This window comes from Acinetobacter sp. AOR12_HL, from assembly GCF_027855275.1.
In the GTDB taxonomy this organism is placed as follows: Bacteria; Pseudomonadota; Gammaproteobacteria; order Pseudomonadales; family Moraxellaceae; genus Acinetobacter; species Acinetobacter baumannii.
This window is the reverse complement of sequence record NZ_JAKTIJ010000022.1, coordinates 73,713-97,793: the sequence shown is the minus strand read 5'-3', so window position 1 is coordinate 97,793 and position 24,081 is coordinate 73,713. Positions and strand designations below refer to the sequence as shown.

Below are 24,081 nucleotides of genomic sequence, written 5' to 3'. Positions count from 1 at the left end.
CAGGCTTTATCAAAAACTTTAATAATGATTTTTTTAGATTAAACACCAAGGTAATCTAAAATACCTTCAGCAGCTTGGCGACCTTCCCAGATTGCTGTAACTACAAGGTCTGAACCACGTACCATATCACCACCAGCAAAGATTTTTGGGTTTGAAGTCTGGAATTTAAATTCCTGCTGTTCAGGTGCAACAACACGACCAGAACCATCAAGATTAATATTCACACTACCAAACCAGTCAGCAGGGCTTGGACGGAAACCGAACGCTAGCAAAACTGCATCAGCTGGTAAAACTTCTTCAGAACCCGGAATTGGCTCAGGGCTACGGCGACCACGACTATCTGGTTCACCCATTTGTGTCGTTACCACTTTTACGCCTGTTACCTTACCATTTTCGCCAACAATCTCGATTGGTTGACGGTTAAATAAGAACTTTACGCCTTCTTCATACGCATTTTTTACTTCACGTGCAGAACCCGGCATATTACTTTCATCACGGCGGTATGCACATGTTACGTCGTGGGCACCTTGACGTAATGAAGTACGGTTACAGTCCATAGCGGTATCACCACCACCAAGAACAATAACTTTCTTACCATCCATGCTAATGTATTCACTTGGGTCCTTTTCCCATCCCTGACAACGGTTCACGTTAGAGATTAAGAAATCAAGCGCATCATAAACACCGTCAAGATCTTCACCAGGGAAACCACCTTTCATGTAGGTATAAGTTCCCATCCCCATGAATACTGCATCATATTCAGCAAGTAATTCATCAATCGTGACATCTTTACCAATTTCAGTATTTAAGCGGAATTCAATACCCATCCCAGTGAAAATTTCACGGCGGCGCTTCATCACATCTTTTTCCATCTTGAATTCTGGAATACCAAATGTTAGTAAGCCACCAATCTCAGGACGCTTGTCAAATACCACCGGTTTAACACCGCCACGAGCTAAGATGTCGGCACAGCCTAGGCCTGCTGGGCCCGCACCAATGATTGCAACTTTTTTACCTGTCCACTTCACATGTGACATATCTGGGCGCCACCCCAAAGCAAAAGCCGTGTCATTGATATATTTTTCAGCATTACCAATAGTTACTGCACCAAAGCCATCATTTAAGGTACAAGCACCTTCACACAAACGGTCCTGCGGACATACACGACCACATACCTCAGGTAAAGTATTTGTTTGATGGCAAAGCTCAGCAGCCTGGAAAATTTGGCCTTCAGCAATGAGTTTTAGCCAGTTTGGAATGTAGTTATGTACAGGACATTTCCATTCGCAATATGGGTTACCACAACCTAAACAACGGTGCGTCTGATTGGTTACAGTTTCCGAAGTAAAAGGTTTATAAATTTCCACAAACTCTGCTTTGCGGACAGTAATATCTTTTTTCTCTGGATCTTGACGTGGTACATCCAGAAATTGAAAGTCATTATTTAGGCGTTCTGCCATGTCTCTCTCCGTGGGTAGGCGCGGATTTCCTTGTTTGCCCGCACCTGCCTATGTCTTTGCAGTCGTGGAATTATTGTGGGTCAGCTTGTGTAGTTTTCAAAAGCGATTGCAAGTTAGCAGCTTTTGGTTTTACAAGCCAGAATTTACGGCTGTAGAAGTCAAACTCGTTGCGGATTTTGTAAGCCCAAGCACTACCTGTTTCCTTAATATGCTCGTCAATAATACGCAATAAGAATTCTTTATGATCTTCCATAGATTCTGTTGAAATACGGGTTAAGTCAATTAACTCGTGGTTGTAGTAATCTACAAAGTCATTATCGAGGTCAAGCACGTAAGCAAAACCGCCTGTCATACCTGCACCGAAGTTATGACCCACTTTTCCAAGCACAGTCACAACACCACCAGTCATATATTCACAGCAGTGATCACCTGCACCTTCAATAACAGCAAACGCACCAGAGTTACGAACCGCGAAACGCTCACCTGCTGTACCTGCAGCAAATAACTTACCGCCAGTTGCGCCATACAAACAAGTATTACCAATAATTGCTGTATTTTGTGTCTGGAAAGGTGAACCTTTTGGTGGGAAGATCGAAATACGACCACCAGCCATACCTTTACCTACATAGTCATTTGCATCACCTTCAAGACGGATGTGCAAACCACCAGCATTCCAAACACCAAGTGACTGACCAGCAGTACCTGTTAGGTTCATTACAACCGGATGTGCTTCCATACCCAAGTTGCCATAGCGACGAGCAATCTCACCCGATACACGTGCACCAATTGAACGGTCACAGTTCACGACATTAAAATTGAATTGACCACCAGCGCTTGACTCGATTGCAGGAAGCATTTCTTCGACCATTCTTTCAGCCAATACGCCCTTGTCAAACGGTGCATTACCTTCTACTTCACAATACTGTGCTTTACCTTCAGCAGCAGGATGAGAAGTTAATAATGCACTTAAATCAAGATGAGCATGTTTCTCTGTTTCACCCGGTAAGACTTCAAGTAAATCTACACGGCCAATCAAGTCTTTAAGTGAAGCTACACCAAGAGCTGCCAACCATTCACGAGTTTCTTCTGCAATAAAGTGGAAGAAATTAATGAGCATTTGTGGTTCGCCAATATAGTGCTCTTGACGTAAATGATCTTGTTGAGTTGCAACACCAGTCGCACAGTTGTTTAAGTGGCAAATACGTAGGTATTTACAACCTAATGCGATCATTGGTGTAGAACCAAAACCGAAACTTTCAGCACCTAAAATAGCCGCCTTAATAACATCAAGACCAGTCTTTAAACCACCGTCAGTTTGTACACGTACTTTGCCACGCAAGTCATTTACACGAAGTGCCTGATGCGCTTCACTCAAGCCAAGCTCCCATGGCGAACCTGCATGGTGAATTGATGAAAGCGGAGACGCAGCAGTACCACCGTCATAACCTGAAATGGTAATAAAGTCTGCATATGCTTTAGCAACACCTGCAGCAATTGTACCTACACCCGGCTCAGATACTAACTTCACAGATACCATTGCTTTCGGGTTAACTTGTTTCAAGTCAAAAATCAGTTGCGACAAATCTTCAATTGAGTAAATGTCATGATGCGGCGGAGGTGAAATAAGTGTCACACCCGGAACAGAGTAACGTAAACGTGCAATCAAGCCATTCACTTTACCACCTGGCAACTGACCACCTTCACCCGGTTTTGCACCTTGAGCAACTTTAATTTGCAAGACTTCAGCAGAAGTTAAGTAAGCAGGTGTTACACCAAAACGACCAGATGCAATTTGCTTGATTTTCGAGTTACGAATTGTGCCGTAACGCGCAGGATCTTCACCACCCTCACCAGAGTTTGAACGACCACCAATGGTATTCATGGCAATTGCAATTGCTTCATGGGCTTCTGGAGAAAGTGCACCTAAAGACATCCCTGCCGAGTCGAAACGAGGCAAGATAGCTTCAACCGATTCAACTTGCTCAACCGGAATTGGATTGGTTGTTTTTAATTTAAACAGGTCACGAATAGTCGCGATCGGACGGTTATTCACTAACTCAGCATATTCTTTAAAGTCTTCGTATTTGCCAGAACGAACTGCCTTATGTAGCGAGTTAATCACGTCTGGGTTAAACGCGTGGTATTCTTTACCAAATACGAATTTCAGCAAACCACCTTGATCAATTGGTTTACGGTTAGACCAAGCTGTAGCCGCTAACTTTTTCTGGTCATTTTCAAGATCAACAAATGTTGCACCTTGGATACGACTAGGAACACCCAAGAAACATTGATCTACAACTTCAGAAGATAAACCAACTGCTTCAAATAACTGACCACCACGGTAAGAAGCTACTGTCGAGATACCCATCTTTGAAAGAACTTTTAATAAGCCTTTCTCGATACCTTTACGGAAGTTTGCCTGTGCATGGATTGGATCACCTAAAAGCTCACCTTTAGCAATCAAATCATTGATTACATCATATGCAAGGTATGGATAAATGGCAGTAGCACCAAAACCGAGTAACACCGCAAATTGATGTGGATCACGTGCAAAACCGGTTTCAACCATAATGTTTGCATCAGTACGCAAACCAGTTTTTATGAGGTGATGGTGTACCGCACCTGTTGCAAGCGCAGCATTTGCAGGTAAATAACCTTGACGAATGTTTTTATCAGTTAAAACAATTAAGGTCTTACCATCACGAATAGCTTGTGCAGATTCTTCACAAATACGAGTAATCGCAGCTTGTAAACCTTCGGTTTCAGCATAGTTCAGATCAATATCAACCGCCTCATAACCCGCACGTTCAATGCTACGAATTTGCTGCATTTTTGAATTTGATAAAACCGGGCTAGAGATGATGATACGATCAGCATGCTCAGGACCTTGTTCGAATACGTTCTGCTCACGACCCAAACAGGTTTCAAGTGACATAACAATTGACTCACGTAATGGGTCAATTGGTGGGTTTGTCACCTGTGCAAACTGTTGACGGAAGTAATCGGTCACATGACGTACTTGACGAGACAATACAGCCATTGGTGTATCGTCACCCATAGAACCCACAGCTTCCTGGCCGCTCTCAGCGATTGGACGTAACAACTGATCGCGCTCTTCAAATGTCACCATAAACATTTTTTGAGCCGCTTTTAATGCATCGCCAGTTAAACCTTTATCAACAAGTTGTTCTTCAAGTTCCGGGTTTGCATTTAAGCGAATCGCATGGTCACGCAACCACTCACGGTACGGACGCATGTTTTTCAAGTGATTGCTAACATCTTTAGTATCAAGCACTTTACCTGTAAGGGTGTCTACAACCAAGATTTGACCAGGACCTACACGACCTTTTGATACCACATCTTCTGGCTCATAGCCCCAAACACCAATTTCAGATGCCAAGGTAATGTAATCATTTTTGGTAATAACCCAACGCGCTGGACGTAAACCATTACGGTCAAGCATACAAATCGCATGACGACCATCTTGAATAACGAGGCCTGCCGGACCATCCCAAGCTTCCATATGTTTAGAGTTGAACTCATAGAATGCACGCAAGTCTGCATCTAAAGTTTCAACGTTCTGCCAAGCTGGTGGCACGAGCATACGTAAAGCACGGAATAAATCCATACCACCGCCCACCAGAATCTCAAGCATATTATCTAAACTTGAAGAGTCCGAACCTGTACGGTTTACAATCGGGTTAAGCTCAGTCAAACCTGGTAATAATGGGTTTTCAAATTTAGGAGTACGCGCTAATGCCCAGTTACGGTTTGCTGTAATTGTGTTGATTTCACCATTATGTGCAAGATAACGGAATGGCTGAGCTAATGGCCAACGCGGTAATGTATTTGTAGAGAAACGTTGGTGGAATACCACAATATGTGATTTTAAACGCTCATCTGCCAAATCTGTATAAAACTCGGCAATCGCCGCAGGCATCATTAAGCCTTTATAGCTAATGACTGTCGAGCAAAGCGTAGTCACGTAAAATAACGGATCATTTTGGAGTTGTTGTTCCGCACGGCGACGCGCCAAGAATAACTTACGGTTAAATTCAACCTCAGTTACGCCCATTGGACAGTTCACGATGACTTGCTCAAAAGCAGGTAAAGATTGAAGCGCGATTTCACCCAATGCATCGTTGTTTGTTGGAACGATACGCCAAGCAAGTACACGTAAACCTTCTGACTCAATTTCTTTCGTTAAAATATTTTTAGAGTGCTGTGCTAATGCTGGATCAATATTTAAAAATACCGTACCCACAGCAAAAATTTCACTCAGTGTAATATCACTCAGTTTTTTTGCTTCATCACGGAAAAATTGCTTTGGCATCGCCAATAATAAGCCGCAACCATCTCCCGTCTTGCCATCTGCGGCAATACCACCACGGTGCGTCATGCAACTTAAACTGTGAATCGCGGTTTCTACTAGATGATGACTTGATTCACCCTTCATATGGGCAATCAGTCCAAAACCACAGTTATCCTTAAACTCATCAGGCTGATATAAACCTTGAGCGGGAGCTACAGTATTAGGCGATGGCATGTGCATAGCGTACCCTTCTTTCAATAAGGCTCTTTCGAGCGTCAAACAAACAACTTCTTTTTGCGATAGTGCCTATGGACGATAGTTAGCTCAATGTTTCGCAAAAAAAAATTTTGGGCGGATAAGCCAATATACGCTGTTCCATTTTTACGTACACTGGTTTTTGCTAGAAAAATGTTTTGACTTATTTCGCACTCTTTTAAAGCAGTTCGACCCCACGACTCTGCATAGAATTCACTTCTTAGAGGCTAAAATAGTTTGCAGCACATTAATAAGCACAACAATAAAGCAAAAAGTGTGCCAAAATAGAAAAATAGGCCTAAATCTTTATATTTATTATAAATATAATTATTTTATTCACGTTATCATGTTAAAAAATGACTAAATATGCACCACATCTGGTCAAAAAATATTAATACACCATATATTTGCACTATTTTAGAGCACAACTTAAGGTGATTTAGTTCCCTCTTGTGCCCTCATTTGTAGCATTTTTTGGTTGATTCTCATTACCCCTTGTCTGTGCAGGTTTATTTGGCTGATCAATATTAGAATTCGATTGTTGTACATCAACCACATTTCCTGCCGCATCACGACGCACAATAGTAGTTTTTGTAGCCGAGTTAGTACTAGCAGGTTTTGGCTGAGTGTTTAGGGTACCACTCGCTGGAGCTGACATTAATAAAGATTCATCAATTCTAGGCAAAGCTGCTGGACGCAATCTAACTTCATATAACTGATTATTGCCACCTTTCATCTCATCTGCCCCCAAATCATTTACCAGTGGGGCATAACTTGAGAACTGCTGTGGCTGAGGTTTAACCGAATCAGGTAACTGCAAATTAATCTGTGTTAATTGCTGAACCGCATCTTCTGAACGTTTGAATGTTCCGTAAGCCAACACATACTGTTCTGCTTGTTGTTCTCCGCTTAAGCGGAAATAAATAAACTTATTACGATCAGTACGACTTTTTAAAAAGTTTTTAATGATGTCTTCATCAGAAGCTCTGAATAACTCAAGCGTCCATTGTTTTTTATTTTCATTAATAAATTTTGTACCACGAAACTCAGGCTCATGTTCACCTGACGCCACAGTTCGTGTTGTTAAATCCAGTGGACGAACCTCGTCAGCTAAAGCACCTAAGTTAGGAGTGGTTGCAACTTTCTCTGGCTGAATTTGTACGGGTGCATCGGAATCAGCCGACTTTTCAACCTCAACCAGTTTTTTATTATCAGTTATGACCCAAAAAATAAAAGCAAGGAATAAGCAGACAATACCACCAACCAACCAGATATATTGTTGAACATTCTGCCAAAGTGTACGTGATACAGTCATGCTTTACCTTATTTGTTATCCGTGTTGATTCGCCAAAATAGCTTGTTTCATAAGTTCAACATCAAAGTCCTTAGTAATTACAGCTTGTCCGAGTTGTTTTAGCAACACCAAACGTAATTGCCCATTAAGAACTTTTTTGTCATGAGCCATATATCCAAGGAAATCATCCAATGGAATTTGTGGACATGATATCGGCAAATTTGCACGTTGAATGATTTTTTTTGTACGTGCCACATCTTCATTTGAGATCCAGCCCAAACGTTGTGATAAATCTGCCGCCATAACCATTCCAGTTGCTACAGCTTCACCATGCAACCAAGTTCCATAACCTAGATACGACTCAATCGCATGACCAAAAGTATGACCTAAGTTAAGTAAAGCACGTTCACCTTGCTCTTTCTCATCATTGGCAACAATGCGGGCTTTGTGAGCACATGAACGATAAACAGCCTCTGCTAAAAGGTCAGCATCTCTTGCAACTAGGCCATCCATATTTTCTTCAAGCCAAACCAGGAAATCTTCATCACCCAAAAGTGCATATTTAATTACTTCGGCTAAACCGGCCGAAAGCTCACGTTCTGGCAGCGTATTCAATTGTGCCATGTCAGCTAAAACGACTTGTGGTTGCTGAAAAGCACCTAACATATTCTTGCCAAGCGGATGATTAATACCTGTTTTTCCACCAACACTTGAGTCTACTTGTGAAAGCAGGGTTGTAGGAACCTGTACAAAGTAAACGCCACGTTGGAAACAAGCGGAAGCAAAACCAGCCATATCACCAATGACGCCACCACCTAAAGCTAAAACCGTACAATCGCGGTTAAAACCAGCTTCAAGCAATGCATCAAAAATTAAGTTTAAATGCTGAATATCTTTATACTTTTCGCCATCAGGTAAAATACAGGTCGCAACCGTTTTACCTAGACTTTCCAAAGCTTCCTGATAGTGGCTTAAATATAAAGGCGCAACCGTAACATTACTCACAATCATGACCTGTTGACCATGAATATAAGGCTCTAGTAATTGTTTCGGGTCAAGTTGGCTACCAATGAAAATAGGATAACGGCGTTCGCCTAATTCAACATGTAAAGTTTGCATGAATTTATAAAACCACTAGTCAGTTCGTCTATTTTAACTTGTTCGATAGAATAAGTTGCAAAATCTTTTGGGCAAGATCACGTGCAGCACCTTGATTCGTTTCAATCGTATAGTGTGCAACTTCACGATACAGAGGATCTCTGATCTTTAATAAATCCCGCAATTTTTGTTCAGGATTTTCAACTTGTAATAAAGGTCTATTTTTATCGCGATAGGTTCTTTGTAGTTGTAATTCGACAGGAGTATATAGATAAACAACGATTCCACGTTGCTTTAAAAACTCCCGATTAGGCGCCTGAGTAATAGCACCGCCACCTGTGGCAAGCACTAATGCCTTACGTGAAGTAAGCTCATTTAAAACGACAGTTTCACGCGTACGGAAGCCGACTTCTCCTTCTTTTTCAAAAATCCAGGGAATAGTGGCCCCTGTCTTGCGCTCAATTTCATGATCACTATCTAAAAATTCACGCCCTAATAGTTCTGCTAAATGACGTCCAACGGTTGTTTTTCCTGCCCCCATGGGCCCTACCAAATAAATATTTGGTAGGGTTTCAAACGCTTTGCTTGGCAAGGCGCCACCTATTTCAATTGCTTTCATTAAAAAATATATTAATGATTTCTCGCTAAAGTGTCATTAACAATTCGTGGTGTAACGAAAATCAGCAACTCTTGTTTATCATCAGACTTTACATCTTTTCTAAATAAACGCCCAACAACAGGAATATCACCAAAGAAAGGAACTTTGGTTTGTGAATTCATAGTTGTTTGCTCAAAAACACCACCCAAAATGACAGTTTCGCCATTATCTACCAATACATTGGTGTTGATATTATTTTTATTTAAAATCAACTCTCCATTTGGAGCCGCACCCGCTACAGAATCCTTAGAAATATCCAACTTCATTTGAATCTTACCATCAGGTGTAATACTTGGTGTCACATTTAAACTCAGCAAAGCATCTTTAAAAGATGTTGTAGCAGTTGAACCTGCTGCAGAGTTAGTTGTAGATTGATATGGAACTTGTTGACCAGTTGCAACTTTCGCTGTTTGTTTATCGGCAGTCATGACTTTAGGGGTAGAAATAACCTCACCATAACCATCCGCTTGTAAAGCAGACAATTCAAGATCTAACATAAAGTCAGACATACTAATCAAGCCAAAAGCAATACTTCCTGCAGGATTAGAAACTCCTAAATCCACGTTTAAGTTATCTGGGCGCTCAATCGTATATTTATACCCACCTGTAGTTTCATCTTTTTTAGGTTCGCGTAAATTCCATAAAGTTGTTTCACTACCGCCAACCAGCAAATTGTTGTTATTGGTAATACCTTGCGACAGAATGCCCCACTTCACACCAAGTTCTTTGGTAAATGACGTAGAGGCTCTCACAATACGTGCTTCAACCATAACCTGTTTAACTTGCACATCAAGCAAGTCAATCATTTTACGAATTTGATCAATTGACTGAGCAGTATCGTTAATAATAAGAGTATTGGTTCGGTCATCTTGAGTAATAGTGCCACGCGGGCTAAGCAAACTACCCACATTATTGCCTAGACTATCAACTCCAGTATTTAAATTGGTTGAAGTTGAGGTCCCTCCACCAGAAGTATGTTGTAAGCCATTACTATTATTTGAGCCTTGTGTAATGAGACCCATAATATCGCCAGCTTTAGCATACTTCAGTTGAATATACTCAGTCTGTAAGGGTGCAAGTTTGACACTTTGTGCAACAGCTTTCGCTTCTTCTTCTTCCGCTTTAATCAATTCTGCAACTGGAGCAATCCAAATCACATTGCCATTACGGCGTTTATCAAGATTTTTAGTTTTTAAAATAATATCAAGAGCCTGATCCCAAGGTACATCTTTTAAACGTAGTGTGATATTACCTTGTACACTATCGGCAGCTACCATATTGATGCCTGTAAAATCAGCAAGTAATTGCAACACACGGCGTACTTCAATATCTTGGAAGTCTAATGAAAGTTTATTTCCTGAATAATTTGGCGTTTTATATAAAGAGGTAACATTTTTATCTTGGGGACGTTTCAAACTGATCGTGAGCTTATTCTCCGCCTGATAGGCCATATATTCATAGCTACCAGAGGACTGGATAGTTATTACACCAACACCTTTATCATTATAAGCATCGATACTTGAAACGGGGGTTGCAAAATCATTTACATTTAAGCGACGTGCTAAATGTGTCGGGATTTTTGTACCTATTGTTCTTATAACGACTTTACTACCCTGCTGCTGAACATCTACAGGCGTATTACTTCCTAAAAGATCTACAACAACCAGGCCTTCTCCCTGACTACCACGCTGAAAGCCAATATTTGAAACTCCCTGTGGTTGTGCTGAGACCACAGGTAGCGGCTTATTACTTGTTTGAGCAGAATTAATTTTTAAAATGAAAGTATTGCCTTCGACTCGTGTTGTAAATGCTCCAGCATCTTTTAGGTTTACAGTTAAACGTGAGCGCTGGTCATCTGAAGTAACATCTACAGAACTTGCCTCATTGGTTGCAACTGCAATTTTAGACTGTTTTAAACCTTGCTGTGCCTTATCAAAATCAAGGATTAAACGTGAAGGATTTTCAAGTTGGTAAGCTTGTGGTTGTGGTGGCAAGCCATTAAACATGACTCTAATTTCTGTGCCCTGACCTGCAATTTGCATTGGTACAATGTTGGTCATGCTGACCTGTGCAGATGCAGCCTGCATAATCGCAATAGCTACAGCCCCCATAGAAAACTGACGGAATACGTGATTCATTGTCTGACCATCCCCAATTAAATTAAATAATCTTTAAAAATATTTTTTCGTTGTTATTCCCTAAATTTTAGGGTGCAGGCCCAATCAAGACCAATGTTCTTGGTCTTTCGACATAGCCTTCTCGACCATCTGGTACGATTTCAACCAGATCAATCTGGGTTGGACTAATATGGGTAATACGGCCCTGATTCATGCCCATATAGTTACCCACTTGTACCCTTTCAATCTGCTGATCCGGTGTCTGGATCAGGGCCAATATCTGCCCTCGATTATTACGCATGCTCCCTTTCATATTTAAAGCTTCAAGTGCATAACTTTCGAGTGGTTGCGGCGCACGTGAGAAATTCGGATAAACCCGTTTCCCCGCCATAATCTTGAGCTCGGCAGCTAGAGAACTTGGCATAAATGGGCTTTTTAATTGATGAGCAGCGTAATTAAATTGTGGTACAGGAGTAAAAATCGGTGCTGGTTCAATAGGGAGTGGCGGCTGATTACGAATATTGGCCATTTCCTGATTTACTGCATCAATTCTTGAATCACAACCGACAAGCACAGCACACGCCAAAACATAAAGAGTAATTTGCTTAATTTTCATCATAACTCTCCTATTTCGGCTGAACAGTAGTGTTCGTTGAAGCAGATGCTGCTGGAGCTTTGCCTGTTTGCTCCGATGTATCTGTTGCCCCTACGTATCGGTATGTTTTTGCTTTAATGGAATAGTTCAGCACAGGAATATCAGACTTATTATCTTTAGCTGGCGATACATCAACAGTAAAATCGTGCATGGTTACAATACGAGGCAAAGCAGCGATACTACTTACAAAAGCTCCAAATGCGTGATAGTCCCCGGTCGCTTCTATGGCAATTGGTTGCTCAATAAAAATTTCCTGCTTTACTTCATCTTCCAAGCGAATATTTTTAAATTTCAATCCAGAGTTCACTCCTGTTAAGTTGATATCTTCAACTAAACTCGGAATCTCAGTTTCTTTTGGTAACTGCTCTAGTTGCTGGTTGAAATTTGCCTGCATCTCTTGAAGTTGTACCTGATACTGTTGCAGGTTACGTAATTTCGAGTCTTTTTCACGAAATTCGTTTAATAAATTGCTTTCCTGAGCTTGAGCATTATCAATAGCTTGTAATTTCGGTTGAATAACAATGAAATACCCCAAAGCTAACACAGCAAAGAAAATAAAAATCCAACACGTAATTTTTACAGATATTGGCCAACTACCGTAGTTGTTCATATCCAGCGTATTAAATTGCTGAAGGAATTTATCGAGATTAAATTTCTTTTTCTTTGCAGATAATTGTTCTAATGACAATTCTTGAAGTTCGTCTTGACTCATTTAGCAGCCCCCACACTTTCACCTGTAGATGGCTTAGCAGAATCATCCGTTGTGGTCACGCCCATTTCCCCCAAATCGACAGTCACAACAAAACTACCATAGTGGTCTTCCACCCTAGGAAGAAGAGAACTTGCAGTCTTATCTTTTTTCTCTTCATTAGCCAAGAAAGAGTTCATAAAAGCATTACGATACCAAGGAGATGCTTCAAGATTACGGAGTAGTTCGGCTACTGTATTTGGACTTTCAGCTTTACCTTCAATCGTAAACTTATCTCCGGTTCGGCTAAATTTCGTTAAATACATAGCTGATGGTGTGACTCGAACTAACTCATCAACAAGTCTTACCACTACTGGACGTTGACTCTGCAAACCTTGAATCAACTTCATGCGTTCAATAATGGCATCACGCTGTTCCTGTAAGCCGTTTAATGTTTTTAATTGCTGATCAAGGTTCTGATTTGTGCTCATAATGAGCTGATTCGCTTGCTCTTGATCATCTAATTTATGGTCAAAATAGAACCATCCCCCAAATACGGTTGTAATCCCCAAAACAACCACCCCAAAACATAACGTTATAAATTGTTTTTTTCGTTGCTCCCTCAGCTCTTCGCGCCAAGGCAGTAAATTAATTGTTGCCATTAATCAAAACTCCTTAAAGCCAAGCCACATGCCACCATTAAAGATGAGGCATCATTTTCAATTTTTTGAACATCGACTTGAGGAGAAAAGCCCATTTGTAAAAACGGGTTGGCAATCGTGACACGGTAGCCTAATTTTTGCTGCAAAAGCTTGGCAAGGCCTGGAATATTCGCATTTCCACCAGCGAGCAAAATATGGTCTATTTCGTTAAATTGGGATGAAGAAAAGAAAAATTGTAGTGAACGGGCCGCCTGCTGAACTACCGCGTCTAGAAATGGGTCTAGCACTTCAATTTCATAATCATCTGGTAAAGAGCGATCTTTTTTCGCTCGGCTTGCTTCTTCTAAAGACAAACCATAACGACTTTGAATTTCAAGCGTAAGTTGTTTTCCGCCGAAAACCTGCTCTCGTGTATAAATAATCTTGCCATTTTGCATGACAGATAATGTCGTCATGGTATGGCCGATATCTAAAATCCCTATGGTATTTGCACCCATCGGTAAGCTATCAGCAAACACGCTAAAAGCGCGCTCAACCGCGTAACTTTCGACATCAGCCAATTTAGGATTTAAATCTGCCAATTCAAGCACTTCAACGCGTGTTTCAACGTTTTCTGTTCTTGTGGCGACCAAGAGCACATTTACACGATTTGGATTCGCAAGACGATCGGGCAAAACCTCAAAATCAAGGCTCACCTCATCTAAAGGGAACGGTATATACTGCTCCGCATCTACACGAATCTGAACTTCGCGTTCGTCATCGCTCATATCTGCATCCATTTCGATAGTTTTATGAATAACCGTCGATGTCGGAACAGCAATTGCAGCATGAGTGGTTTGGGGATTTGCTAAATTCATCGCCCGTTCCAAAGCCTCTGCAACTGCTTCTGGATTTAAGATATTTTTTTCAACTACACTGTTTTCGGGTAAAGGCATCAAAGCATAGCTTTCTACCCAATATTTACCGTTCTTGACAGAGAGCTCTAACAACTTAACAGAAGTCGAACTAATATCGACACCCATTAACCCCTTATTAGGTTTACGATATAACCTGAGCACACTATTGTCCTATTATTTTTTTATCCCCAAAAAAAATTACAAACCAATAATCTCGGTCTTTATTTTTACACGGATACAATATCTCATCTAACAATCCGCATGTCTAAAGGCTATACTGACCACAATTAGTTTGTATTCGATCTTATTAAAGCTTACTTATCATGAAAAAGCTATCCAGTTTGGGCTTCGTGCGTCCAATTTTTTTGATCATTATTATTATCTTAGTCTCACTTCCGATGGGATTCTATGGCATGTATCTCTATATTGCCCCAACGCTTCCGGAAATGAGTTCACTAAAAAAAGCACCGCTTTTAAAACCATTGCAAGTCTATACAGCCGATAATCAACTCATTGCTGAATACGGTGGTAAACTTTCTATTCCGGTTGAATACAAACAAATTCCTCCTAATTTTATTCATGCATTTCTAGCAGCAGAAGATTCTTCTTTCTTTGAACATAGTGGCATTAGTTTTAAAGGTTTAGGTCGTGCTTTGAGTGAAAGTGTGACTGGTTCTGATGTACAAACTGGTGGCTCAACCATCACGATGCAGGTCGCAAAGAACTATTATTTAAGTCCAGAAAGAACATTAAAACGCAAACTAACAGAAATCTTTTTGGCTCGAAAAATTGAGCAAAACTTATCTAAAGAAGACATCTTAAGCCTCTATGTAAATAAGATTTTCTTAGGTAAAAACGCTTACGGTATCGCAGCGGCTGCAAAGATTTACTACAACAAAAGCATTAATGAGCTCAGCATTGCCCAAATGGCCATGATTGCCGGCTTGCCTAAAGCACCATCTAAATATAATCCAGTTGTTAACCCTGAGCGTGCACTTGAACGTCGCAACTGGATTTTAGGCCGAATGCTTCAACTTGGTTATATTTCTCAAGCGGAATATCAAAAGGCCGTTGCAGAGCCAATCAATTTGAATATGCCCAACCGTGACTTAAATAATATTCACCCCTACGCAGGTGAAATGGTCCGCTCAGAGCTTGTAAAACATTTTGGTGAACAAGCAATTGATTCTGGTTATAAAGTCTACACAACAATTAATGCGAAACGCCAAGCGATTGCGGAAAAAGCTGTGCAGGACGGTCTTGAAGCTTATGACCGTCGTCATGGCTGGCGTGGTGCAGAAGCACATGATAAGCCATTAAGCGAATTTAGAGCATATGCCAACACTTATCCGGCGCAAGTCACCAAGGTAAATAGCAGCTCTTTTGAAGCATTAATGCAAGATGGCTCAACAGTAACCGTGCAATGGTCCGGCATGTCATGGGCCCGTCCCTATCGCAATGCAAATAGCGTAGGTGCAGCGCCTTCTCGTGCATCTCAAATTGTTAAAGTTAAAGATATTGTTCGTTTACGCCCAAATGAAGCTAAAACTGCGTGGTCACTAGTTCAAGTACCAAAAGTTCAAGGTCAGCTCATTGCAATTAACCCAAACGATGGCTCAATTGAAGCAATTGTAGGTGGTTATAATTTCTATCAATCAAAATTTAACCGTGCTTTACAAGGCTGGCGTCAGCCAGGTTCTACCATCAAACCATTCCTCTATGCTTTAGCATTAGAACGTGGCATGACACCTTATAGTATGGTGAATGATAGCCCTATTACGATTGGCAAGTGGACACCGAAGAACTCTGATGGTCGCTACCTAGGTATGATCCCGTTACGCCGTGCTTTGTATTTGTCTCGTAATACGGTTTCAGTAAGACTCTTACAAACTGTAGGAATTGAACGTACTCGCCAATTATTCATGGATTTTGGTTTACAAGAGGATCAAATTCCACGTAACTACACCATTGCTTTAGGTACGCCTCAAGTATTACCAATTCAAATGGCAACTGGTTATGCAACATTCGCAAACGGTGGTTACCGTGTTCAACCGCATTTTATTCAGCGTATTGAAGATGCATACGGTAAAGTCATTTACGAAGCCAAACCAGAATATGCATGTATTCCATGTATTAACGCTCCTGAGACAACTGACGATACACAGGTAACTACTCCAGATGATCAAGTTGTTGAAGTCACAAATAAAGAGCTAGAGCAGAAAGAAAAGGCAACCAAACAACTTAACCTTAAACAGACGGACAAAAATAACAGTCAATATCGTCAAGCTCAGCGCATTTTAAAATCAAGCTCTGCTTATGACATGGCAAATATCTTACGTGACGTAATTGAGCATGGTACAGGTCGTGCTGCACTTAAAATTGGCCGTAGTGATTTAGGAGGTAAAACAGGTACGACTAACGATGCAAAAGATGCATGGTTTGCAGGTTTTAATGGCAAGTTAGTAACTGTAACATGGGTTGGTTTTGACCAGCCGACTACACTTGGTCGCCGTGAGTATGGTGGTATTGCTGCACTACCAATCTGGATTAACTTTATGGGTCAAGCATTGCAAGGTACACCAGCTGCTTGGGTTCGTTTAGAAAAAGATGCTCAGGCACCTATTTCTCGCGATAAGCAAGAAGTCACAACTGAAGTAGGCGATAAGAAAACCTATCGTGCTGCCCCTCCATTAGCACGCCCACTCTATCGTCCTGCACCACCACAACCTAAAACCACCAATAATGACTTCGATGACTTACCTGGTGAGGAAATTGTGATTCCTTCCAAGACAACCCCTCCAGCAATGAAACCTTCGCAAGGGGCAGCGCCGAAGCGTGAAAAAGATGAATTAGAAAACTTGATTAATCAAATTGAGTAAAAATAAAAAAGCCATCGTTAGATGGCTTTTTTATTACGCTTTTGAAAAAGATAAATTTGAAAAGATGCAGTCACTTGTAAGTGTGCTTTCTGTTCTAGTTGCATACGACGTTCTGGAGATGCCTTATAAGCATAGGGAGTCATAGCAATAAGATTTTTTAAAGCTTGCTGGTCAAGTACTAAAGCAGCATCAATAACTTGCTGTTCTTTCAACTCAAATAAATCTTGTAGTTGTTCAACAAATTTCTGTGGTGTGTGAGGATTAACCTGTTCAAACAACGCCTCACGCATCGCATACAAATGATCGGTTGCCGGAGTCACAACAATTAAATAACCATCATCTTTTAAAACACGCAGAATTTCCGTTTGGGGAATCGGGCTAAAAAGACTCGTACACACATCCATGCTTTGATCGATGACAGGTAAAGTTGCTCCTGTACCAACCACCCATGTCACTTTGTCATTTAACTTTGCTGCGCGTTGTACTGCATTTTTTGCAATATCTACACCTATACACTGTTCAACGACCTGTTGCATTGCACTGGTGTAATAGCCCTCACCACAGCCAATATCAAGTACCATTTTAGCTTTAAGATCTTTCAGCAAATGAACTACTGCTTGCTGTAAAGGTCGATAATAGCCACCTTGTAAGAAAGCACGGCGCGCATCTATAGACTCAGGAGTATCTCCCGGATTTTTACTATGTTTGTGCTGTACAACATGTAAGTTCACATAACCTTGCTTTGCAATGTCATAGCTATGACCCTGTTCACATCGCCATGTTTTGCTTACCAGCTCAAGTCGTTGACGACACACAGGGCACATTAAATTTTGCGTAGTCACGTTTAATTATTCTCTTGTTCTTTTTGTTGTAAATAAGCCTTAGCGTGTATTCCAACAAATGTACGGCCTGCATTTGTTCCCTTAATCCATTCATCTACTTCAAACAAATCAAACAAGCCCACTTTAAATAAAGTTGGAATTGCGATCTTCAACTCTTCTTCAATTTGCCCTCTTTGCCCCGCATTATAGAGTTCAATATTATGCAGCATCGTCGCGACAGTTCCCGTTTGCACCTGACTTCCATCTTTAAGCACAACTTGAGGTAAGACTTCGCCCTCTCCAACTACTTTTTGATTAATTACAGATAATTGGTCTAGACCAGCAACTTTTGTCATTTACCTCTCCAATAAAAAAAGCCAGTAGAAACTGGCTTTATATTGACACCAAAATAAGTTCTAGCGCAATTTTAAGGTCATTAGGCCTAAAACAACCAGCATAATCGTAATAATCCAGAAACGGATGACCACTTGGGTTTCTTTCCAGCCTTGTTTTTCATAGTGATGGTGCAAAGGTGCCATCAAGAATACGCGTTTATTCCGCATTCGTAATGAGCCGATTTGCAGGAATACCGATACTGCTTCCATAACGAAAACACCGCCCATAATTGCGAATACGATTTCTTGGCGAACCATAACGGCAATGGTTCCAAGCATTGCGCCTAGAGCTAAAGCGCCCACATCACCCATAAAGACTTGCGCCGGATGTGCGTTATACCAAAGAAATGCCAAACCTGCACCAATCATGGCAGAACAGATCACCACAAGTTCAGAGGTATATTTCACATAAGGAATATGCAAATAGTTGGCAAAACGAATATCACCAGATAAATAAGCAAATACGCCTAAGCCCGTCGCTACCATAACTACTGGCATAATGGCTAAACCATCTAATCCATCAGTTAGGTTAACCGCATTAGAGGCACCATTAATTACTAAATAGGTAAATACAATAAATGCTAAACCTAAAGGAACAATAGAAAGCGGAATTGAAAGATTCTTAAAGAAAGGAATCAATAAATCCAGCATATTTGCTGTGTATTCTGCATTAGATTGTTGGGTAGCAATTAAATATAACGCAATACCAGCACCGAGCGATGCGACAGAAGTCCAGAAAAACTTCTTACGGGCAGGTAGACCTGCATTATCTTTATAGCGAATTTTAATCCAGTCATCTGCCCAGCCAACCGCACCGAACACAACCATTACACCAAGTACAATCCAAACATAAGGGTTAGATAAATCAGCCCACAATAAAGTACTAATACCAATTGAGAGCAGAATTAAAATCCCACCCATGGTCGGTGTACCCATCTTCTTAGCATGATTTTCAGGAGCAAACGAACTTACTGCCTGACCGTATTTTAACGCTTGTAATTTACGAATCATGATTGGTCCGAGAACCAAACCAATGGTCAGTGACGTTAATACACTGAGTAAAGAACGTAATGTTAAATAACGAACAACCTGAAACGAACTGTGATAGCCCGCAAGTTGTTCAAACAACCATAACAGCATTTAAAGTTTCTCCATCAAATCAGCCATCAACGTTTCCATATGAGTAAAGCGAGAACCTTTAAACAGGAAACTCATGGACTGGGGTTGATGTGTTTGGATTAGATTGATTAAAAATGGAAGCGCCTCAGCTTGAGTCTGAAATGCTTTCAATTTAGTAGAATGAAGACCTGCGCCTTCGAGAGCTGCTGAGGCAAACTGCCCAACTGCAATAATATGGTCTAAAGGAAGCTCAGCAAGATCGCGACCTAGATCGTGATGTTCTTGCCAACTACTATCACCTAACTCCCCAATATCCCCCATCACCATGACTTTAATGCCATTTTGCTGAAGTAATACTTGTGCCGCAGCACGCATAGATGTTGGATTGGCGTTATAAGTATCATCAATAAATAAATGAGGCGCTTTTTGAATAAAATTCAAACGACCTTTTGCACCTTGTGCTTGCTCTAGACCTTTTACGATATCTTCCAAGCTAACACCTAACGCCAAAGCAAATGCTACTGCTGCAGTTGCGTTTTGCACATTGTGCTCACCCGCAAACGGCAGTCTTACAAAACTTGAACCTTGAGGCGTATGTAACTGGAAATTGGCAGATTGTGGCAACAATTCAATCTCTGTAGCAAAGACATCACCACCAGCACCAAAGCTCATGATTTGATGGCTTTTGGCTGCTTCACGAATCTCAGCGGTAAAGTCATCTTGTTGCGGCACAATAGCAACGCCCTGAGGTAAAATATGACGATAGATTTCTGATTTAGCGCGGCAAATGCCATCACGCCCGCCGAACTCACCCAAATGAGCAGTTCCAATATTTAAAATGCCAGCAACATGCGGTTGAACAAGTTTTGATGTGTAATCAATTTCACCTTGATGATTTGCACCAAGTTCCATCACCGCATATTGATGTTCCTTTCGAAGCTCAAGCAACATCATCGGTACACCAAGGTCATTATTTAAATTGCCTCGGGTAATCAATGTAGGTGCTAAACGAGACAAAATACTTCCTAGCATTTCTTTGGTGGTGGTTTTACCACTACTGCCCGTTAAAGCAATTACTTTCAATTGAGCATTTTGTTCACGACGATACGCACCAAGCTGCCCTAAAGCCAAACGGGTATCGGCAACTACAAGCTGAGCAATTTCTGCATCTATAGGTCGCTCGACAATAGCGACTTGGCAGCCATTTGCAGCCACTTGCGCGACAAAATTATGCGCGTCGAAACGTTCACCTTTTAGTGCTAAAAAGGCATCCCCACTTTCTGCATGACGCGAGTCAGTCAAAATACGTTTAATTTCACTTTGAGGGATCTGGTCTTTATGCCAGTAACCCTGTGTTGCCTGTTGTAATTGTTGAGCTGTCCACGGTTCCAAAGGCACGGTACTGGTGGTTGAAGTATGCATAATTTTTCCTATTGTGCAGGGTAAGCAGCATCTACCGTATGATGTTGGGCATCAATCGCGGAACGCACTTCAACCACATCATCAAACCAGTGACGCACACCATTAATTTCTTGATAATTTTCATGTCCTTTGCCGGCAATCACTACAATGTCACCAGCTTGAGCTTGCTCTGCAACAAATTTAATTGCTTCACGGCGGTCATGAATTTCATGCATACGATGCCCTGAAAAATCGATTCCTTGCTTCATGTCAGCAAAAATTTGTTCAGGGTCTTCTGTTCTTGGATTATCTGAAGTCAGAATAACAGGATTTGCGCCATCCAAAGCTGCTTGAGTCATGAGTGGACGCTTACCACGGTCACGGTCACCACCACATCCAAACACCGCCCAAAGCTGATTCGAAACATGACGCTTTAATGTTTTAAGCACTTGAATCAATGCATCTGGTGTATGCGCATAATCCACTACAAATAATCGCTCATCATCACGAATAACTTGCATTCGGCCTGGCGCACCAATTAGTTTAGGAACAAAATTAACCAATGCCTGTAAATCGAAACCAGCTTGCTCAGCAGCGATGAGTGCGGCAATTAAATTTTCAACATTGAAATGACCTAATAATGGGCTTTCTACCGCAAATGAACCTTGCTGACTTACTAAATTAAAAGTTGCACCCGCCAAGCTATAGCTTAAATCGGTAATGTAATAATCAGCTGTATTTTGAGCTAATGAGTAAGTCAAAATTTTAGGTTGTGCTGGATTATTTTGGGCGGATTTAATCATCAAGTCAGCATGTGCATCATCTAAATTAATAACAGCGACTTTTAACGAATTAAACTGAAATAAACGCGCCTTCGCTTCTGCATAAGCTTCTAAAGTGCCGTGATAATCCAGATGGTCACGACTTAAGTTGCTATAAACAGCAATTTCAATATCGCAACCATTTAATCGACCCTGTTCAAGACCATGTGAACTTGCTTCTAAAGAAGCAAAAGTTGCTCCCTGTTTAGCATAATCATGTAGCGCATTTTGTAACTGTAGAGCGTCGAGGGTAGTATGCGTAGAAGGCGTTAAGTTCGGTAAAATACCATTCCCTGTTGTCCCCATCACTGCACAGCGCTGCCGTTGTGAACTAATTAACTCAGCAATTAAACGAGAAATTGTTGTTTTACCATTTGTGCCTGTTACAGCAATAATCCGTAGAGGTTTTACTACATCAGCTTGTTGCAAATAACGTTTTTGCCACTCTCCCATGCGCTGACGCACATCAGGGCATACCCATTCATTTGCTACACCTAATTCGGTTTCGCTAATGACAGCCAACGCTCCATTTGCTAAAGCCGCTTCAGCAAATGTACGCGTTTTTTCAGGCTGGCTATAACTTGTCAAAGCAATAAAAATTTGGCCCGTTTCAACTTTACGACTATCTAAACTAAAGCCGTGAAATGGCTGTTGAGGCCATTGAGCATCAATTTCGATCGGATGAATTTCTTGAAAAGAAACAGTCATAGCTTACCTGCGAATAGGATTTTCTGGAGTATTAAGTGGCTTATCAAGCGGCACATTCATTAAGCGCAACGACTCTTGCATAATACGAGCAAAAACTGGAGCGGCAACCAAACCACCGTAATAGCGACCTTGTGGGTTTTCCACCACTACAATAACTGCTAAACGTGGATCACTAATTGGTGCGACACCCGCAAATAAGGCACGATACTCATTATTTGAATATCCTTTACCATCTGCACGCAATTTATGTGCAGTACCTGTTTTACCACCTACCCTATAACCAGGAATATTGGCTTGTTTTGCAGTACCACCCGGCATAGTCACTTGCTCAAGCATTAACAAAACTTGATCGGCAATTTTCGGATTTAAAACTTGCTCACCTTTAGGTGGCTGATCTAGTTTATGCAAGCTTAATGGCATTTTGACACCATGATTTGCAAGCATGGCATAACCTTGAGCCAATTGAAGGATTGTCGCATTTAAGCCATAACCATATGCCATGGTCCCGATTTGAGAAGAGTTTAATTTATTAACAGGTAAAACCAGACCTGAACTTTCCCCAGGGAACCTTACTGCAGAACGCTTACCAAAACCAACACGATTAAAGAAGCTCGGCAAGGTTTCTTTCGGAAGTGATAATGCAATTTTTGCAGAACCCACGTTTGAAGACTTAATAATGACACCACTTACGGTCAAAGCCCCGTAGTTATGGGTATCACGAATAGTATGCCAGCCTAAACGCATTGAGCCAGGAGAGGTATTTACAATCGTATTTGGCGTATATTGACCAGTTTCTAAAGCTGCAGAAATAGTAAAAGGTTTCATGGTTGAACCTGGCTCGAACATATCGATCGCACCACGGTTACGCATAGCATCTTTATTTGATAAGCCATTCTTATCATTCGGGTTATAAGATGGCCAACTGGTCATTGCCAGAATTTCACCCGTTTTAACATCAACTGCAATTGCTGTTGCTGAACGCGCATTGTTAGCCACACCTGCAGCCGTTAATTCACGGTACATAATGTACTGCAAACGTGAGTCGATACTTAAAGTGATATTTTCACCTGGTTCACCCTCACGAATTACCTCAGAAACTTTTAAACGGTTACCACGCTTATCGCGAATAATTTTTTGCTCACCGTCTACACCTGACAGTTGCTTATTCAACTGCATTTCCAAGCCTTCGATCCCTTGACCTTCACTATTGGTCAAACCAATAATTTGGGCATTTGGCTGAGGTTGCGGGTAATAACGTTTATAAGTTTTTTCTGCATACACCCCTTGGAAATTACCTTTCATAATGAGGTCAGCTTGCTGAGGAGGTACTTCTTTTTTCAAAACCAGATAGCGGGAACGCGGACGCGCATTCATCTGTTTTTTAAGATCAGCACGATCAACACCCACCACGTCGGCAAGTTCATCAAGATTTAAATTTTTATCTGGTAACTGGCGTTTTAATTTACGGTTGTTTGGATCTTGTTTTAGTTCAGCCGTAATTTGATCATATAAATGCTTGGTCTCAAAATAATCACGCGGATCAATCACAATTTTCATGATTGGACTACTAATCGCTAAAGGTACACCGTGGCGATCACTAATCACTCCACGCATAGCCTCTATACGTTCAGTACGCAAAATATTGGCATTGGCCTTATTTTGCAAAAAGTCTTTATTAATGACTTGAACATAAAATGCACGTGCAATTAATACCACAAAACACAGTAGCACTACTGCCCAGAGCAGATAAAACCGCCACATATCAAAGGCAAGACTTGGTTTTTCCGAAATAGACTGCTGTTTTTTTCGTGTTTGCTTTGTTCGCTTATCTACCATACAGCA

Annotated in this window: 17 protein-coding genes; 1 reads left to right on the top strand and 16 read right to left on the bottom strand. The window is 41.1% G+C overall.

Annotation, left to right across the window (positions count from 1 at the left end):
- Nucleotides 1–38: 38 nt before the first annotated feature.
- The 10 genes from MKL36_RS11120 to MKL36_RS11075 form a co-directional block, all read right to left on the bottom strand.
- Nucleotides 39–1,460 (bottom strand): FAD-dependent oxidoreductase, encoded by a 1,422-nt coding sequence (locus MKL36_RS11120; RefSeq protein ID WP_000840834.1) that lies wholly within the window; start codon nucleotides 1,458–1,460, stop codon nucleotides 39–41.
- A gap of 70 nt (nucleotides 1,461–1,530) precedes the next feature.
- Nucleotides 1,531–6,006 carry a glutamate synthase large subunit gene (gene gltB / locus MKL36_RS11115; protein ID WP_171251817.1) on the bottom strand — a complete coding sequence of 1,492 codons (4,476 nt, stop codon included), beginning with the start codon at nucleotides 6,004–6,006 and terminating at the stop codon, nucleotides 1,531–1,533.
- 460 nt (nucleotides 6,007–6,466) lie between these two features.
- Nucleotides 6,467–7,342 (bottom strand): hypothetical protein, encoded by an 876-nt coding sequence (locus tag MKL36_RS11110; RefSeq protein WP_000218798.1) that lies wholly within the window; start codon nucleotides 7,340–7,342, stop codon nucleotides 6,467–6,469.
- Nucleotides 7,343–7,357: 15 nt separating this feature from the next.
- Nucleotides 7,358–8,440: a 3-dehydroquinate synthase gene (gene aroB / locus MKL36_RS11105; protein WP_001193997.1), complete on the bottom strand. Its 1,083-nt coding sequence runs from the start codon at nucleotides 8,438–8,440 to the stop codon at nucleotides 7,358–7,360.
- A 28-nt stretch (nucleotides 8,441–8,468) separates the two neighbouring features.
- Nucleotides 8,469–9,038: a shikimate kinase AroK gene (gene aroK, locus MKL36_RS11100; protein ID WP_000643712.1), complete on the bottom strand. Its 570-nt coding sequence runs from the start codon at nucleotides 9,036–9,038 to the stop codon at nucleotides 8,469–8,471.
- Nucleotides 9,039–9,049: 11 nt separating this feature from the next.
- Complete coding sequence (gene pilQ, locus MKL36_RS11095) at nucleotides 9,050–11,215, bottom strand: type IV pilus secretin PilQ family protein (RefSeq protein ID WP_086374082.1); 2,166 nt, start codon at nucleotides 11,213–11,215, stop codon at nucleotides 9,050–9,052.
- A gap of 67 nt (nucleotides 11,216–11,282) precedes the next feature.
- Nucleotides 11,283–11,810, bottom strand: a complete 528-nt coding sequence (locus MKL36_RS11090) for a pilus assembly protein PilP (protein WP_000695065.1) — start codon at nucleotides 11,808–11,810, stop codon at nucleotides 11,283–11,285.
- Between the two features lie 10 nt (nucleotides 11,811–11,820).
- Nucleotides 11,821–12,561 carry a type 4a pilus biogenesis protein PilO gene (locus tag MKL36_RS11085; RefSeq protein ID WP_000076101.1) on the bottom strand — a complete coding sequence of 247 codons (741 nt, stop codon included), beginning with the start codon at nucleotides 12,559–12,561 and terminating at the stop codon, nucleotides 11,821–11,823.
- A complete protein-coding gene (locus MKL36_RS11080; protein WP_021510158.1) occupies nucleotides 12,558–13,199 on the bottom strand; it encodes a PilN domain-containing protein in 642 nt (213 codons plus the stop codon). The genes MKL36_RS11085 and MKL36_RS11080 overlap by 4 nt, the downstream gene beginning before the upstream one ends.
- The gene (locus tag MKL36_RS11075) at nucleotides 13,199–14,257 is read right to left on the bottom strand and encodes a pilus assembly protein PilM (RefSeq protein ID WP_002014066.1); all 1,059 of its coding nucleotides are present in this window, start codon (nucleotides 14,255–14,257) and stop codon (nucleotides 13,199–13,201) included. Before MKL36_RS11075 ends, MKL36_RS11080 begins: the two co-directional genes overlap by 1 nt.
- A gap of 161 nt (nucleotides 14,258–14,418) precedes the next feature.
- Between MKL36_RS11075 and ponA the strand changes: the two genes are divergently transcribed.
- Entirely contained in the window at nucleotides 14,419–16,974 is a 2,556-nt protein-coding gene (gene ponA / locus MKL36_RS11070) for a penicillin-binding protein PBP1a (protein WP_021510159.1), read from the top strand.
- A 17-nt stretch (nucleotides 16,975–16,991) separates the two neighbouring features.
- Here the strand turns inward: ponA and MKL36_RS11065 are convergent, their stop codons facing one another.
- The 6 genes from MKL36_RS11065 to ftsI are packed head-to-tail and all read right to left on the bottom strand — an operon-like array spanning nucleotide 16,992 to nucleotide 24,075.
- Complete coding sequence (locus MKL36_RS11065) at nucleotides 16,992–17,816, bottom strand: putative RNA methyltransferase (protein ID WP_021510160.1); 825 nt, start codon at nucleotides 17,814–17,816, stop codon at nucleotides 16,992–16,994.
- A 2-nt stretch (nucleotides 17,817–17,818) separates the two neighbouring features.
- Nucleotides 17,819–18,151, bottom strand: a complete 333-nt coding sequence (locus MKL36_RS11060; protein WP_021510161.1) for a DUF7709 family protein — start codon at nucleotides 18,149–18,151, stop codon at nucleotides 17,819–17,821.
- 60 nt (nucleotides 18,152–18,211) lie between these two features.
- Nucleotides 18,212–19,330 carry a phospho-N-acetylmuramoyl-pentapeptide-transferase gene (mraY, locus tag MKL36_RS11055; protein WP_000928089.1) on the bottom strand — a complete coding sequence of 373 codons (1,119 nt, stop codon included), beginning with the start codon at nucleotides 19,328–19,330 and terminating at the stop codon, nucleotides 18,212–18,214.
- On the bottom strand, nucleotides 19,331–20,731 hold the full coding sequence (locus MKL36_RS11050; RefSeq protein WP_000557495.1) for a UDP-N-acetylmuramoyl-tripeptide--D-alanyl-D-alanine ligase: 1,401 nt from the start codon (nucleotides 20,729–20,731) through the stop codon (nucleotides 19,331–19,333).
- A gap of 8 nt (nucleotides 20,732–20,739) precedes the next feature.
- A complete protein-coding gene (locus tag MKL36_RS11045; RefSeq protein ID WP_021510162.1) occupies nucleotides 20,740–22,239 on the bottom strand; it encodes a UDP-N-acetylmuramoyl-L-alanyl-D-glutamate--2,6-diaminopimelate ligase in 1,500 nt (499 codons plus the stop codon).
- 3 nt (nucleotides 22,240–22,242) lie between these two features.
- Nucleotides 22,243–24,075, bottom strand: coding sequence for a penicillin-binding protein PBP3 (gene ftsI, locus MKL36_RS11040; RefSeq protein WP_000227936.1), 1,833 nt, complete (start codon nucleotides 24,073–24,075; stop codon nucleotides 22,243–22,245).
- Nucleotides 24,076–24,081: the final 6 nt, after the last annotated feature.